The organism is Dactylosporangium sp. NPDC000244 (assembly GCF_040300725.1).
GTDB lineage: Bacteria > Actinomycetota > Actinomycetes > Mycobacteriales > Micromonosporaceae > Dactylosporangium.
In genome coordinates, this window is sequence record NZ_JBEPEH010000042.1 from 8,797 (window position 1) to 23,688 (window position 14,892).

13 protein-coding genes are annotated in these 14,892 nt (G+C 70.9%); 4 read left to right on the top strand and 9 right to left on the bottom strand.

Annotated elements, in window-relative coordinates:
• Window positions 1–159: 159 nt before the first annotated feature.
• Window positions 160–831 (top strand): response regulator, encoded by a 672-nt coding sequence (locus ABT369_RS44705; protein ID WP_350622374.1) that lies wholly within the window; start codon window positions 160–162, stop codon window positions 829–831.
• Window positions 832–1,001: 170 nt separating this feature from the next.
• Here the strand turns inward: ABT369_RS44705 and ABT369_RS44710 are convergent, their stop codons facing one another.
• The gene (locus ABT369_RS44710; RefSeq protein WP_350622376.1) at window positions 1,002–1,439 is read right to left on the bottom strand and encodes a GNAT family N-acetyltransferase; all 438 of its coding nucleotides are present in this window, start codon (window positions 1,437–1,439) and stop codon (window positions 1,002–1,004) included.
• A 32-nt stretch (window positions 1,440–1,471) separates the two neighbouring features.
• On the opposite strand from ABT369_RS44710, the gene ABT369_RS44715 reads away from it, so the two are divergent.
• Complete coding sequence (locus ABT369_RS44715; protein ID WP_350622378.1) at window positions 1,472–1,753, top strand: hypothetical protein; 282 nt, start codon at window positions 1,472–1,474, stop codon at window positions 1,751–1,753.
• Here ABT369_RS44715 and trxA read toward each other — a convergent pair.
• Window positions 1,750–2,181 (bottom strand): thioredoxin, encoded by a 432-nt coding sequence (trxA, locus tag ABT369_RS44720; protein ID WP_350622380.1) that lies wholly within the window; start codon window positions 2,179–2,181, stop codon window positions 1,750–1,752. The two genes, ABT369_RS44715 and trxA, sit on opposite strands and share 4 nt — an antisense overlap.
• 59 nt (window positions 2,182–2,240) lie before the next feature.
• A complete protein-coding gene (locus ABT369_RS44725; RefSeq protein WP_350622382.1) occupies window positions 2,241–3,314 on the bottom strand; it encodes a hypothetical protein in 1,074 nt (357 codons plus the stop codon).
• A gap of 126 nt (window positions 3,315–3,440) precedes the next feature.
• Here ABT369_RS44725 and lexA point away from each other — a divergent pair, with 126 nt between their 5' ends.
• Both lexA and ABT369_RS44735 read left to right on the top strand, forming a co-directional pair.
• On the top strand, window positions 3,441–4,052 hold the full coding sequence (gene lexA / locus ABT369_RS44730) for a transcriptional repressor LexA (RefSeq protein ID WP_350622384.1): 612 nt from the start codon (window positions 3,441–3,443) through the stop codon (window positions 4,050–4,052).
• Between the two features lie 102 nt (window positions 4,053–4,154).
• Window positions 4,155–5,036, top strand: a complete 882-nt coding sequence (locus tag ABT369_RS44735; protein ID WP_350622386.1) for an AMIN-like domain-containing (lipo)protein — start codon at window positions 4,155–4,157, stop codon at window positions 5,034–5,036.
• A gap of 47 nt (window positions 5,037–5,083) precedes the next feature.
• Here ABT369_RS44735 and ABT369_RS44740 read toward each other — a convergent pair whose 3' ends face one another.
• The 6 genes from ABT369_RS44740 to ABT369_RS44765 are packed head-to-tail and all read right to left on the bottom strand — an operon-like array spanning window position 5,084 to window position 14,863.
• The gene (locus tag ABT369_RS44740; RefSeq protein ID WP_350622388.1) at window positions 5,084–7,519 is read right to left on the bottom strand and encodes a glycoside hydrolase family 127 protein; all 2,436 of its coding nucleotides are present in this window, start codon (window positions 7,517–7,519) and stop codon (window positions 5,084–5,086) included.
• A gap of 18 nt (window positions 7,520–7,537) precedes the next feature.
• Window positions 7,538–8,317: a carbohydrate ABC transporter permease gene (locus ABT369_RS44745; RefSeq protein ID WP_350622390.1), complete on the bottom strand. Its 780-nt coding sequence runs from the start codon at window positions 8,315–8,317 to the stop codon at window positions 7,538–7,540.
• Window position 8,318: 1 nt separating this feature from the next.
• On the bottom strand, window positions 8,319–9,242 hold the full coding sequence (locus ABT369_RS44750) for a carbohydrate ABC transporter permease (protein ID WP_350622392.1): 924 nt from the start codon (window positions 9,240–9,242) through the stop codon (window positions 8,319–8,321).
• A gap of 8 nt (window positions 9,243–9,250) precedes the next feature.
• Window positions 9,251–10,516 (bottom strand): ABC transporter substrate-binding protein, encoded by a 1,266-nt coding sequence (locus tag ABT369_RS44755; protein WP_350622394.1) that lies wholly within the window; start codon window positions 10,514–10,516, stop codon window positions 9,251–9,253.
• Between the two features lie 41 nt (window positions 10,517–10,557).
• Entirely contained in the window at window positions 10,558–11,586 is a 1,029-nt protein-coding gene (locus ABT369_RS44760; RefSeq protein ID WP_502891906.1) for a LacI family DNA-binding transcriptional regulator, read from the bottom strand.
• 19 nt (window positions 11,587–11,605) lie between these two features.
• Window positions 11,606–14,863, bottom strand: coding sequence for a discoidin domain-containing protein (locus tag ABT369_RS44765; protein WP_350622398.1), 3,258 nt, complete (start codon window positions 14,861–14,863; stop codon window positions 11,606–11,608).
• Window positions 14,864–14,892: the final 29 nt, after the last annotated feature.

A 14,892-nucleotide genomic window follows, 5' to 3' on the forward strand; every position in this document is an offset into this window, starting at 1 on the left:
AGCGCAGCGGAGGGGCCGCTCACCGGTGGGCTCAGGATGTTCGTCGTCGCCGGAGCGAAGCGGAGGGGACGGCGTGAGCGGTCCGGAGCGCAGCGGAGGGGCCGCTCACCGGTGGGCTCAGGATGTTCGTCGTCGCCGGAGCGAAGCGGAGGGGACGGCGTGAGCGGTCCGGAGCGCAGCGGCGTGCGTGTGGTGATCGCCGACGACCAGCGCATGGTCCGGGCCGGGCTGCGCATGGTCATCGAGACCGAGCCGGACATGACGGTCGTGGGCGAGGCGAGCGACGGCGTGGAGGCGGTCGCCCTCGCCCGCCGGCTGCGCCCCGAGGTGGTGCTCATGGACATCGCCATGCCCCGCCAGGACGGCCTGGAGGCGACCCGCACCCTGCTCGCCGCCCCGGGCGCGCCGCGGATCATCGTGCTCACGACGTTCGACACCGACGAGAACCTCTACAACGCGCTGCGCGCCGGCGCGAGCGGCTTCCTGCTCAAGGTCTCCTCCCCGGAGCACCTCATCACCGCGATCCGCGTGGTGGCGGCCGGCGAGGCGCTGCTCGACCCGGCCGTGACCACGCGCGTCATCTCTGCCTTCGCCGGCGCGCCCGGCCCGCAGCCGCCCCCGGAGCTGGCCGCCCTGACCCCGCGCGAGACGGACGTGCTGCGCCTGATGGCCCGCGGCCAGTCCAACGCCGAGATCGCCGCCGCCCTCGCCGTCGGCGAGGCAACGGTCAAGACCCACGTGGCCCGGGTCCTGATGAAACTCAACCTCCGCGACCGCGTACAGGCGGTCGTCTACGCCTACGAGTCCGGCCTGGTCAAGGCCCGCGGCTAGTACTGCAACGGCAGTCGGGTTGACTGTGCATGGATGATGTTCGCTGTGGCAGCGGCGGAGATCGTGGCGTGGTCGGCGGAGTTGGATCGGCTGCATGACTAGGGGGAGCGTCCAGTGCGGTGCCGTGCCCTGGACGCTCCCGCACGTGACACTGTACGGTTACCCGCCGGTCAGCGCAGCACCCGGCTCATCCACACGGAGTCCTCGGCCGCGAACCCGTGCCGCGCGTAGAAGCCGCGGACGCGCTCGTTGTGCGCCTCCGTCTCCAGGAACATGACCGCGGCGCCCGCCTCGGCCGCGGCCGCGACCACCCGCCGCAGCAGGTGCGCCCCGGTGCCGTTGCCGCGCTCGCGCACGTAGATCTCGTCGAGCAGCGCCTCGCGGCCGCCCGACTCGAGGCTCCACCCCCACGTGACGACGGCGTACCCGGCCGCCTCTGCGGCCAGCCACACCTGGCCGTGCTCGTCGCCGCGCAGCAGCGGCACGAGCGCGCGGGTGACCCGCGCCTCGTCGAAGTCGTGCCCGTCCTCGGCGCAGAACTCCGCCACGAGCGGGAGGATCGCCGGGAGGTCGGCGGGCTCGGCGCGGTACACCCGGATGTCGGCCACGGCGGCCAGACTACGCGTGGGAGACTCGTCCGGTGCCCGCACCACTGATCGTGGCCCTGGTCATCGCGTTCGCGTACGCGGGGCTGATCGCCGCGCACGCCCGGCTGATCCGCCGCGACCGCCGCCGCGGCGCCTACGAGCCGCGGGCCGCGCTCTGGCTCGCGTCCCGGTTCGGCCCGCTGCCGCAGCCGCGCTCCCCCGACGCCCTGGACCGCCTCGAGGCCGAGGCGATCGAGCGGCTGCTGCGCGGGGAGCTCGCGCCGGCGGCCTACCGCGCGACGATGGCCGACGTCGCCGCCCGCGCCGCGCGCTAGCTCTTCTGGAGGGCGCCCTCGACCCAGGAGCGCAGGGCGGCCGGCGAGGCGGCTCCGGCCTGGCGCGCGATCACCGCGCCGTCCTTGACGATCAGCAGCGTCGGGACCGCGCGCACGTCGAAGCGGCGCTGCAGGCCGGGCGCGTCGTCGATGTTGACCTTCACGAGCTTGACGGCGCCGGCCAGCTCGCCCGCGACCTGCTCCAGGGCCGGGCCGACCATCCGGCACGGGCCGCACCACGGCGCCCACAGGTCCACCAGGACCGGGGTCGAGGAGCGCTCGGCCACCTCGCCGAAGTCGGCCTCGCCGACGTCGACGATCCACGGCACCGCCGCGCGGCACTTGCCGCACACCGGCTTCCCGCTCGCCGCGGCGGGCACGCGGTTGCGCTGCCCGCACCGGACACAGGACACGATCCGCGAACTCATGCCGAGTACGACGCCGCGGTGCGCCCGGGCATTCCCGGCCGGGGGTGAGTACGGCCGGGTCAGAGGCGGGCGGGGTCGACGCTCAGGGCCACCCCGCGGCGCGCGATCGCGGCGGTCAGGGCCGACGCGATGCCGAGGGGCTGGCCCATCGAGCGCAGGCGGGCCAGCTCGCGCAGGGCCGGCACGGTGCTGAACCGCTCCAGCGCGTGAATGCCCGCGTGCGCGATCATCTGGCTGCGGGGGCCGTGGCCGGGGACCTTCTCCGCGCAGTGCTGGACCAGCCGGCCCACGGCCGCCGTGTCGTCGTCGTGCGGCGGGGTCACGGCGAGCAGGTACAGCAGCCCGCGCAGGGCCCGCGCGTTGTACGCGTCCGGGATCTCGTTCGGGTCCCAACGATCGTCGAGCGGGCGCAGCGCGATGGTGCGGGGGTGCGGGACGAGGGCGAACCAGCCGCGGATCAGGGCGCGGGTCTCGTCGCCGCCGATCTCGGGCAGCAGCGCCCGGGCCTGCCGGGTCCAGCGCGACGCGGGCTTGGCGCCGGACGCGGCGAGGGCGTGGGCGAGCAGCGCCGGGCCGGGCGTCGCGGCGTTCGCGGCCTCGGCCCACGGCTCGCCGACGTTGAGCCGTCCGGCGGCGCGGTCGAGCCAGGGCTGGATCGGGGCGCGGTACCAGGCCGGCCAGTGCTTGTCGCCCTCGTGGGCGGTGCGCCGCATGACCGCGAGCAGCGCGGGCGGGCACTCGCCGGTCTCGCGCTCGGCGACGGCGGCCAGCACGGCGAGGGTCTCGGGGGCGATGGCGACCCGGGTGGAGGCGGCGTCGATGAGGTACCGGCCGGCCCGCCAGGACACCGCGTCGGCCGGGATACCCTCCAGCAACTGCAGCAGCAGCGCCTCGGGCGGGGCCGGGGCGCGCTCGATCAGGCGCAGGATCAGCGCGGAGCGGCGGCCGTCGGGCAGGACCTGCAGCTCCTTGCGCACCTCGGCGCCGTCGTAGCGCCAGACGTCGCCGTTGACCGCCGCGAGCTCGACCAGCTCGCCGGTGAGGCCGTCGTCGTCGCCCGCCTCGACCAGGCCGTGGATGCGGGCGACGCGGTGCGGATACGAGTCCCGGGACGCCAGGGGCCTGTCGAGCATGGCGGCAAGCATAAGCCTCGTGAGCGTCGATGTACTGGGCCGAACAGCGCCGAAATCGTCCCACTGTCGGATCAAATTTGGTTACGTTTCGTACATCTGATCGAAGCTCTACGGTATCGTGCTGACATGACGAGCCCGCGCCAGCAGAGCATCCTGACGGTGATCCGCGAGTCGATCGAGAAGCGTGGCTATCCGCCGACGGTGCGGGAGATCGGCGCGGCGATCGGGCTCGGGTCGCCGTCCTCCGTCGCCCACCACCTCAAGGCGATGGAGAAGAGCGGGCTCATCCGCCGCGACGCGCACGGGCCGCGGGCGGTCGACATCCGCGGGCCCTACGACGGCGCCGGGCGCGGGGCCGACCCGGGCGTGCCGGTGCCGCTGGTCGGCACGATCGCCGCCGGTGGGCCGATCCTGGCCGAGCAGCAGGTGCCCGACGACGAGCTGACGCTGCCGACGACGCTGGTCGGGCACGGCACGCTCTTCGCCCTCAACGTCAAGGGCGACTCGATGATCGAGGCGGCGATCTGCGACGGCGACATCGTGGTCGTGCGCCAGCAGCAGGTGGCCGAGAACGGCGACATCGTCGCGGCGATGCTCGACGGCGAGGCGACCGTGAAGGCCTACCGCAACCGCGACGGGCACGTGGAGCTCGTGCCGCGCAACCCGGCCTACCAGGTCATCCCCGGCGACGACGCCACGATCCTCGGCAAGGTCGTGGCCGTCCTGCGCCGCGTCTGAACAAGCAGGACAAGCCGCGTCTGAACAAGCAGGACAACCGGCCGGCATGATCCGGCGTCTTGTGTGCACCCACATCCCCCGAGAGGGAAAGGAGCACACGCCATGCGTCGATCACTGCTCGCCGCGGCGGCCTGCGCCGGGCTGGTGGTGGCCCTGCCGGTCGCCGCCCAGGCCGCGGACCTGCCCGCCCCGACGAGCACCTCCCCCATCGCCGGCGACCCGTCCGGCTCCGGCCGCCCGGTGCTGACCGGCATCCGCACCGGACGGCACGACGAGTACGACCGCACCGTCTTCGACTTCAGCGGCGGCACGCCCGGCTGGCGGGTCGCGTATGCCCCGCTGGTCGAGCAGGGCCGCGGGAACACCATCCCCGTCGCGGGCGCGGCGACCCTGCTCGTCGTGTTCACCGACGCGGGCACGCCGGCGGTCGACCTCGGCACCGTGTACGAGGTGAACCTGCCCACGCTGCGGCAGATCAAGTCCGGCGGCTTCTTCGAGGGCCGCGCGAGCTTCGGCCTCGGCGTGCGCGACCGGACCGGGTTCCGGGTGCTGGTGCTGCACGGGCCCGATCGCATCGCCGTGGACGTGGCCCACCAGCCCACCCAGGCGTTCACCGCCGAGCCGTTCTCCCACACCGGCGACGCCTCCGGCACCGTCGTGCGGGCCGTGCGGGCGGGCGGCCACCCCGGCTACGACCGGATCGTCTTCGACCTGGCCGGGACCGGATGGCCGACGCTCGAGGCGGCGTACCTCGGCTCCGGCCCGACGATCCGGGTCCGCTTCACCGGCACCGAGCGCGCCGCGGGTGTCCCGCCGGCGACGACGTTCGGCCGGCCCGCGCTGCGATCGGTCACCTTCGGCCGGGACGGCGCGACCACTACCGCGGACATCATGACCGCGGACATCACGACGGCGTACGCGCGGGGCTTCAGGGTGACGCTCCTGGACAGCCCGGCCCGCGTTGTCGTGGACGTCGCCTCCTGATGCGCACGGCCCCCGCCCGGCAGGACGGGGGCCGTGGTCCGAGTGCCTCAGCTCCCGGCGGAGAAGAAGCCGGAGACCTCCGACGCCGACAGGGCGCGGCTGTAGAGCCGGACACTGTCGAAGGCGCCCTTGAGGTACGGGTCGGCGTACTGCGAGCGGCCGAGCCAGTTCTGCGTCGTGTTGCCCAGGCTCGACGGGCTCAGGGTCATGGCGGTGTTGCGGGCGACCTCGGCGCCGTTGACGTAGAGGATGCCGAGGTTGCCGCTGCGGGTCACGGCGACGTGGGTCCAGGCGCCGGCCGGCAGGGCCGCGGGGGCGTCGATGCGCTGCTCGCCGCCGGAGCCGCCGGTGGTGATGGCGAATCGGGCGGTGCCGCTGCCCGACTGCGGGGTGAGGAACATGTTGACGCCGGTGCCGGTGCCGAAGTCGAAGACCCGGGTCCAGGCGGCGAGGGTGTCGATGCGGACCCACAGCGCGATGGAGAACGCGGTGGCGCCGTTGAGGATCCCGGCCGGCAGCGACACGTATCCGTTGGTGCCGTTGAGGCTCACGGCGGAGCCGGTGCGGCCGGTGACATAGCTGGTGCCGGACAGCGTCGCCGTTTTGCCGTTGCCGGTGGCGTCGGCGGCGCTGTTGTCGAAGGGGTAGTGCGCGACGAACGCGGGCAGGGTCTGGCCGCCGGTGACGGACCAGTAGACCGAGTACCGCTGGCCGTGCACCTTGTAGAAGGGCTGGAGGGTCACGCCGTTCGCGGTGTACTGCAGCGGCGTGCTCGTCGCCGTGAGCGTCGCGGGGTCGAGCACGGGCAGGGCGGAGAGGTTGCTGGTGCCGAACAGCCCGCCGAGCACGATCGGGCCGACCTTCACGGCCTGCACGGTGCTGTTGTCGTTGGCGGACTCGCGGGCCAGGGCCATCGGCAGCGTCACGTTCACGACGTCGCCGGAGGCCCAGGTGCGGCTGATGGTGGCGTAGGTGCCGGGCTGCGGCGCGGCCTGGGCCGTGCCGTTCACCGTGATCGCGGCGCCGGTGGCCCAGGCCGGGATGCGCACCTTGACCGTGAACGTTCCCGCGCCGGTCACGGTGAGCTTGGTGGCGCCCGCGTCCGGGAACGTGGTGTCCTGGCGGATGGTGACGCCGCGGGCGGACCAGGTCAGCACGGACGGGATGAACAGGTTGACGTACAGCGTGCTGCCGCCGTCGTGGAAGTAGATGGAGTCGCCGTACTTGGTGTTGCTCTCCATCCCGGTGCCGTGGCAGCACACGAAGCTGTTGTAGTCGTTGCTGTACGTCTTGATGCCGCCCGCCCGCAGGGGCACGTAGTAGCACTGGAACCCGTGCGCGGAGTTCGGGTCCTGGGAGGCGAGCGTGTGGTTGTAGAGCGCCTTCTCGTAGAAGTCCATGTAGTCGGCGCGGGCGGGGTTGGTGAGGAACAGCTGGCGGCTGAGCTTGAGCATGTTGTAGGTGTTGCAGCACTCCGCGGTCGTGTCCGACAGCTCGCTGGCGATGCGGTCGGGGGCCTTGAAGTACTCGCCGTTGGAGTTGCCGCCGATCGCGTACGTGTGGTGCCGGGTGACGATGTCCCAGAAGTTCACGGCGATGTCGCGGTAGCGGGTCGTGCCGGTGGCGTGGTACTCGCGGATCGCCCCGATGATCTTCGGGATCTGGGTGTTGGCGTGGTAGTTGTTCAGCGCGTCGGTGTTGCTCGCCAGCGGGTCGAAGATCTCGGCGTGGTCGAACTGCTGGGCGGCGGCGAGGTGGTTGGCGTCGCCGGTGAGCTGGTACAGGTTGGTGAGCACCTCGTTCATGCCGCCGAACTCGGTGTCGAGCATGTTCTGGCGCTGGGTCTGCGTCAGCCGGTCGTTGCGGAACTTGACCCAGGAGGCCATGCCGGTCAGCACGGTGAGCGCCTGCGTGTTGCCCGCGAGCAGGTGCATGTCGAGCAGCCCGGCCATGATCTTGTGCAGGGTGTAGTACGGCGCCCAGACGGACTGCCGCGCCTCGACCCGGTCGATGAAGCTCTCCGGGAACGCGCTGAGGTAGCCGGTGTTGAAGCCCGCCGTGGCGGCGCGGGCCTGGCACTGGGCGAGCACGGTCACGAGCGCGTCGCCCTTGGTCTTGAACGCGGTGTTGCCCGAGCTGGCGTACGCCTGGGCCAGGGCGCTGAGCAGGTGGCCGGTCGAGTGCCCGCGCAGCTCGGTGGTCGGGGACTCCCAGCCGCCACAGGCGGTGGCGCTGGAGCTGAGCCCGACGTTGAGCCGGAACGTGTGCAGCATCCGGTCGTTGTCGAGGAACAGCAGGTAGGACTGCGTGCGTGCGGTGTTGGCGGTGAACGGGCTGGACAGCAGTTGGACCGCGGACAGTGGGAAGGCGTAGGCCGAGACTCCGGTGTCCGGCCTGGACGCCGCCTGGGCGATGCCAGGCTTCACCAGTGCGATGGCGGTCGCACCGGCCGAGGCCGCGAGGATGGTGCGGCGGGTGGGCATAGCTCCTCCAAGACCAGGTCAGCCGCGCAGCGCCCCCGACATGAAGCCGCGGACGTAGCTGCGCTGCAGGATGAGGAACAGCACCAGACAAGGCACCGCCATGAACGTGACGCCGGCCTCCAACGCGGCGTAGTCGATGGCTCCGAACGTGGCGGTGCGCATGTTCACCACGGCGAGCATCATGGTGAACTTGTCGGTCGAATTGAGCAGGATCAGTGGGGCGAAGAACTCGCTCCACGAGGTGAGAAAGGCGAAGAGCCCGACGGTGATGAGGCCCGGCTGCACCGCGGGCAGCATGATGCGGGTCAGGGCGCGGAAGCTGCCGCAGCCGTCGAGCAGCGCGGCCTCCTCGAGCTCCTTGGGCACCGCCTCGAACGAGTTGCGCATCATGAACACCGAGAACGGCAGCTGGAACATGATGAGTACCAGGCTGAGCCCGATGATCGAGTCCTGCAGGCCGATCCAGCCCAGCAGGACGTACAGCGCGATGAGAATGGTCGCGTAGGGCACCATGAGGATCGCGAGCGTGAGCAGGAACAACGCGTTCTTGCCCGGGAACTCGAAGCGGCCGAAGGCGTAGCCGCCGAGGGTGCTCACGAGCAGTGTCCCGCCGACGGTGAGCAGGCTGACCGCGATGGAGTTGAACACGTGCTCGGCATGGATGCCGTTGTCGGAGGTGAACAGCCGCGCGTAGTTCTCCAGCCCGAACCCGCTCTTGGTGCGCACGGAGGCGAACGCGCTCCAGGCGAGCGGGAACAGGAACAGGATCGCCAGGGCGGCGCCGGTGAGCCGTCGCATGTCAGCCCCTTCTGCGCAGCATGCCGAGCTGCACCACGTTGAACACGATGAGGACGAAGAGGAGCGCGACCGAGATCGCCGCGGCCGAGCCGAGGTCGAGCTCGATGAACGCCTTGCGGTAGATGACCATCACCAGCGAGGTGGTGCTGTTGTCGGGGCCACCGCGGGTGAGGATCCAGAACTGGTCGAAGGCGAGCAGCGAGCCGGTGACCATCATGGTCAGCACGAGCGCGAGGGTGGGGCGCATCAGCGGCACGGTGATCCGGCGGAACGTCTGCCAGCGGCCGGCGCCGTCGAGGCGGGCGGCCTCGTACACCTCGACCGGGATCGACTGCAGCCCGGTGAGCAGGATGAGCATGTTGAAGCCGGCGAAGCGCCACAGCACGAGCCCGACCGCGGAGCCCAGGGCGGTGTTGGGGCTGCCGCTGGTGAACGACACGTAGCCGTCGACGATCCCCAGCGAGCGCAGGATGTCGTTGACCGGGCCGATCTCGTCGCTGAGCATGCCCAGGAACAGCAGCGAGGCGCTGGCGAAGCCGACCGCGGCGGGGATGAAGTACGCGGTGCGCAGCAGGCCGATGCCGCGGCCGGGGTGTTGCACGAGCAGTGCCAGCCCGAAGGACAGCGCGAAGAGCAGGACCGTGACCACGACGGTGTACTTGAGCGTGAACCAGGCCGCGGTGGCGAGCAGCTCGTCGTCGGCCATGCCGGCGTAGTTCTCCGGTGCGTTGATCTCCGGTGCGCCGAGCAGCGGCCAGTGGTGCAGCGACATGTACGCGACCAGGCCCAGCGGGACGAGGAAGAACAGGCCGACCATGAACGCGGTGGGTGCGGCGTAGAGCGCGCCCACCCAGCGGCGGGCGCGCCGGCGGGGCCGGGCGGCCGGCGGGGTGACCGCCGGCCGCTCGTCGAGGAGCAGGGTCATCGTGTCTCTTATTTCTTCAGCGAGGCCGTCAGCGCGGTGGCGCCGTCGTCGAGGGACTTCTTCGCGTCGCCGTACAGCGCGCCGCGGAAGGCGGTCACCCACGGGCTCTGGGGGTCGTTGTAGGTGGCGTTGAAGTTCTTGGCGTAGGGGGTCTTGCCCTTGCCCATCAGGCTGTTGATCTTCACGACGCGGGGGTCGGCGGAGGAGTACTTGTTCTCCGCCAGGTCGGTGCGCACCGGCACGCCCTTGCCCTTGGCGATGACCTCGACCTGGGCCTCGTCGCCGAGGGTCCAGGACAGGAAGTCCCACGCCTCGGTGGCGTGCTTGGTGGTGGCGCCGATGCCGATCGCGTCGCCGCCGACGAAGGTCGACTCGCCGCCGTTGAGGCCGCTGATCGGGGCCACGCCGAGCTTGAAGCTGGCCTTCTCCTCGATCAGGCCGAGCCACGCGGCCGGGCCGGGGGCGATGCCGATCTTGCCGCTCTGCAGGGCGCCGAGCCAGGTCGGGCCGGCCTCGTCCTTGGACGCGGGGGCGGCCACGCCCTCCTCGTAGAGCTTGCGGTACAGCGCGAAGACGTCGGACATCTCCTTGCCGTTGATGCTGCTGGTGGTGCCGTCCTCGTTCATGACGTCACCGCCCGCCGCCCACACCGACGGCCACATGGTGAACACGTTGCAGCCGCCGCAGTTGCCGCCGAAGTAGGTGCCGTTGATGTCCCCGCCGAGCTTGTCCACGGCGCGGGCGTCGTCGGCGAACTCCTGCAGGGTCGTCGGCGGCTTCTCCGGGTCGAGGCCGGCCTTGGTGAACAGGTCCTTGTTGTAGAGCATCACCGACATGTCGATGGTGTGCGGGACCGCGTAGACCTTCTTGTTCCAGGTGCCGTTGCGCACGTGCGCGGGGGCGACCTTGTCCTTGAACGGCAGCGCGTTGAACTTGTCGGTGATGTCGGTCCAGAGGCCCTGGGAGGCGTACTGCGGCGCGAAGACGACATCCGAGGCGAACAGGTCCGGCAGGGCCTTGGCGCCCGCGGCGGAGGCGAGCTTGGCCGGGTACTCCTCGTTCGGGTACGCGGTGACCTGGACCTGGTTCTTGTGCGTGGCGTTGTACGCGGCCGCGTAGGCCTTTGACTGGGTCTCGGTGGCGGCGCGCGTCCAGAGGGTGAGCGTTGCCCCACTGTCCGCAGTGGCCGGGGTGTCGGCCGCCTTGTCCTCGCCGCACGCGGCGGCGCCGAGCACTAACGTCGCAGCGACGATGCTGCCCATCCAGCGTTTCACGATCATTCCTTCCCTAGGCCATTCATTGTTTGTGAGCGTTCTCAAGAAGCAAGGGGTGTGGCGGTGGAACTGCGCACGATCAGGCTCGGCGCCGAGCGGAACTGCTCGCCGCCGCGGGAGCCTGTCGAGATCTGGTCGACGAGCAGGGCCAGGCTGTGGCGGCCCAGCTCGGCGAAGTCCTGCCGCACGGTGGTCAGCGGCGGCAGGAGGTAGGGCGCCTCGGGCACGTCGTCGAAGCCCACGACGCTGACGTCGCGGGGCACCCGGCGACCGGCCTCATGCAGGGCGCGCAGCACCCCGATCGCCATCTGGTCGTTGGCGCAGAACACGGCGGTCACCTCGGGCCGCTGGGCGAGGGTGAGCCCGGCGGCGTACCCGGCCGCCGCGCTCCAGTCCCCGGCCAGCGGCGCGGGGGCCGGGCGCCCCGCGTCCTCCAGCGCGGCCCGCCACCCGGCCTGCCGCTCGCGGGCCTCCGGCCAGTTGGCCGGGCCGGCGACGTGGTGCACCGTGCGGTGCCCCAGCTGCAGCAGGTGCCGGGTGGCCAGGGCCGCGCCGGCGGCGTTGTCGATCGCGACCATCGGCACGTCGGCCTCCTCGCCGTCGACGCCGACGATGCCGAGCCCGACGATCGGCACGTCGAGCGGCTCCTGACGCAGCGCCGTCCAGGCCGCCGCGACCGGCGTGAGCGTCACGATGCCCTCGACGGCCTGCTCGCGCAGGCGCCGGATGGCGTCGCGGACCTGTGGCACATCGGGCTCCCGGGCGCTGGCGATGCTGACGAAGTAGCCGGCCTCCCGGGCCGCTCGCTCGATGGCGTGCACCATGAACGAGGGCCCGAAGAGGGTGGTGTCGAACGTGACGAGGCCGACCGTCTGGCTCCGGTTGGTGGCCAGGGTCCGGGCCGCGACGTTGGGCTGGTAGTCCAGCGCCCGCATCGCGGCCAGCACCCTGGCCCGCGTCTCCGACCGGACGTTGGGGTGGTCGTTGACCACCCGCGAGACGGTCTGGTGGGAGACCCCGGCGAGGTGGGCGACGTCCCGCATCGCCGGTGGTCTCCGCACGGTGTGCATGATCAGCGCCGCACCTTCATCAACCCAGCGCCTTGACCTCGAGCAGCCCCAGGGAGGCGGTGCCCGTCGCGGTCAGCGAGACCCGCAGCCGGGTCGTGGAGACCCCGGTGAAGGTGACGGTGTTGTACGCGTTCTTCGTCAGCGTGTACGAGCTCGCGCCCGGCACGTCGACGTAGGCGGAGCCGTTCCAGTACTGCAGCTTCCACGCCGAGGGCATGTCGATGCCGCCCTCGTCGTCGAAGAAGTACACCTGCGCCTTGTTGACCGACTGCGCCGTCGACCACTGCAGTTCGGCGGTCTGGGTGCCGGTCTGCGGCCAGGTGCCCCAGCGGGATCCGTCGTTCGTGGTGCCGATGTTCGAGCTCGCCGGCTCGTCACCGTTGTTGATCGCGGCGCAGCTCTCCCACGAGGACGTGAAGGAGCAGACCGGGGTCGCGCTCAGGGCGAGGTTGGTCACCGGGGGCGGCTGGGTGCCGCCGCGGTTGTAGACCTTCACCTCGGTGAGCCCGGTCTTGGCCCCGGAGGCGTTGGTGGCCAGCACCCGGACCCGCTGGGCGCTCACCGCCGGGAACGTGACGAGGTTGTAGTTGCCCCTCGGGGTGCTCGGGTTCTTCGCCTGGCTGGCGACGCTGACCCAGGTGCTGCCGTTGTAGTACTGGATGTCGTACGACGACGGCGCCCGGTACGTGGCCGAGGCCGGGCGGCTGTCCTTGAAGTACAGCCGGACCTCGTTGAACGTGCGGGCCTGGCCGAAGTTGACCTCGTACCAGTCCTGGGCGTTCGGCGACCCGCCGGCGCCCCAGAAGGGCTCGTTGGTCGGGTAGCCGTCGACCGCGCCGCCGGTGGACGAGCCGGAGCCGGTGTAGGACGCGGAGACGGTCGCCCCGGCGGCGAGGTTGGTCGGCGCGCTGGTGGCGTCGTCCACGCCGGCCTTGGCCATGATGTCCACGACGCGGCTGTCGGTCTGCACGACCTGGGCGGGCGCCTGCAGTCCGGCGTAGGCCTGGCTGTAGGCGACCGTGCCGGTGGTGGTGACCGTGCCGGTGGCGGGGTCCCAGGTGAACGGCACGAGCGAGTTGACGGTGGCCACCCGCGTGCCGTTGATGAAGATGGAGTACCCCTGGGGCACGCCCGGGTAGCGGGTCACGCCGTCGGCCGGGTCGTCCCACACGATGGTCAGGTCGGCGTTGCGGTACCGCAGGTTGTTGACGGTGAAGTGGTCCCACCCGATGTTGATCGGGGACAGCTCGACCTTGGCGTCGTTGCGCGGCCGCAGCCCGGCGACGTCCTCGATGACGGTCCAGTTGCTGCTGCCCAGGATGTTGTGGTGGATCCACGAGCGGTACGTGATCGACGAGCCGTTCCAGTTCGCCCAGAACTCGTTGGCGTCGGGGTAGGCGACGTTGCCGTTGACGTACTGCGCCCAGGCGTTCCAGTACAGCAGCTTCTTGTACCAGTCGTTGGTGAGGTACGTGGTCGGGTAGTTGCGCAGGGCCGAGCTCAGCAGCCGGAACTGCACCGTGGAGTTGATGGTCGAGAAGTTGTTGCTGCCGGTGCCCGAGGCCGCCTTGTCCGCCTGGTTGGCGGTGTAGAAGGGGAAGATCGGGTACTGCGCCGGGTCGTCGAACAGCCGCAGCGCCTGCTTGTACTGCGTGGTGTTCGGGATGGCGCCCACCGCGAACGGGTAGTAGATGTTGATCTCTTTCCAGGGGTTGAACGCCCCGTCGGAGGCCATCCGGTTCTCGAACAGGTTGTGGCTGGGGTTCCACAGCACGCTGACGATCGCGTTGCCGATCTGGTCGGCGAGCGCGTTCATCTCGTTCGCCTTGGCCGTGTTGCCCACCGCCGCGTACGCCTGGGCCGCCGCCCGGGCCCCGCTGTACTGGTAGGCCGCCTCGCCGCGGTCCATCTTGCCGGCCCGCCAGTGGAACGACACCGCGTCGGCGTCGTTGCCGGTGAGGGCGCCCCAGTCGTACTCGATGAGCTTGTTGTTGTTGCTGTCGTACGTCGCGAGCTGGCCCTTGACGTCGCCCTCGGCGTACTTCGCGAGGTTGGCCGCGAGCGCCGGCTGGCCGCCGTGGATCTGGTAGCTGCGCCAGGCCGCCTCGGCGATGTACTGGGTGTAGCTGTTCGACCAGTTCTCCGGGTCGCCGGGGTTGTCGACGAACCGGCCGTTCTTCGACACCTGCCCGACGGAGAGCCAGTCGCCGTACGCGTACAGCGGCGTGCGCAGGTACTTCAGGTCGTCGATGTGCATGGGCTGGGTCAGCGCGATGGCGTTGTTGTAGCCGAGCGCGCCCTCGACGGAGGTCGGGAACTGGTACGTCTGCCCGGGCATGTTCGCGTCGAGGTTGTTGAACCGCATGAGCCACCAGCGGTAGAAGTAGTTCTTCGTCAGCGCCGGCTCGGGCGAGTCGAAGAACGGGATGTTGTCCGCCCACCACTTGTTGTACGCGCGCACGTGGGTGGCGAAGGCGGTCGCGTTGTCGTAGCCGGCGTACGCCGAGTACTCCGTCGAGGACTCCGGGAGCTCGGCGGCGATGAAGCCCATGACGACCTTTGCCGTGGCGGTGGCGCCGGCCGCGATGGTGATCGACCGGTTCAGCCCGCCGGAGGAGACGCTGAACCCGTCGCCGGAGAGCTTGGTCGTGAGCGTGGTGAGGCCGTTCTTGACCCCGGTCGAGCCGGTCAGCTCGTTGCCGCTGCCGCTGGTCGCGTAGGGCGAGACGGCCCGCAACGAGATCGTGGTCGACGCGGTGCCGTTGTTCTTGATGGACAGGTTCGTCACCGCGACGTTGTTGTTGGTGATGAACTTCTGCTGCGTGATCGCGACCGAGCCGCTGCTGAACACGCTCTTGGCGTAGCTGGGCGCCTGGAAGCGCTGCGAGGGCTGCTCGGTGAACGTGCCGGGGCTCGCCGTGATCGAGTACGCGTTCGCGTCGCTGATGCTCTCCCAGTAGGCCACGTGCCCGGCGAATCCGAGCACGCCGGGGTTGTACGTCTTCATGAACACCGCCCGGCCGCGGGTCATGAGGATGGCGCCGTCGGCGTCGGCGGGGTCGCTGGCGCCGCTGCGGCCGAGCATGCGGTCGACCCAGAAGTCGGTGCCGCCGCTCTCCGCGTTGTAGATCGTCTGCATCATGTTGCCGGTGGTGTAGCCGACCGGCGCGGCCGGGACCGAGCCGGTGAACGTGGGGTAGCCGATGGTCTGGGCCGCTGCCGCCGGCGTGGCGGTCGTGACGGCAACGGCGCCGGACGCGGTCAGTGCGGTCGTCAACGCGAGTGCCAGCCTGGATTTCCAGCGGG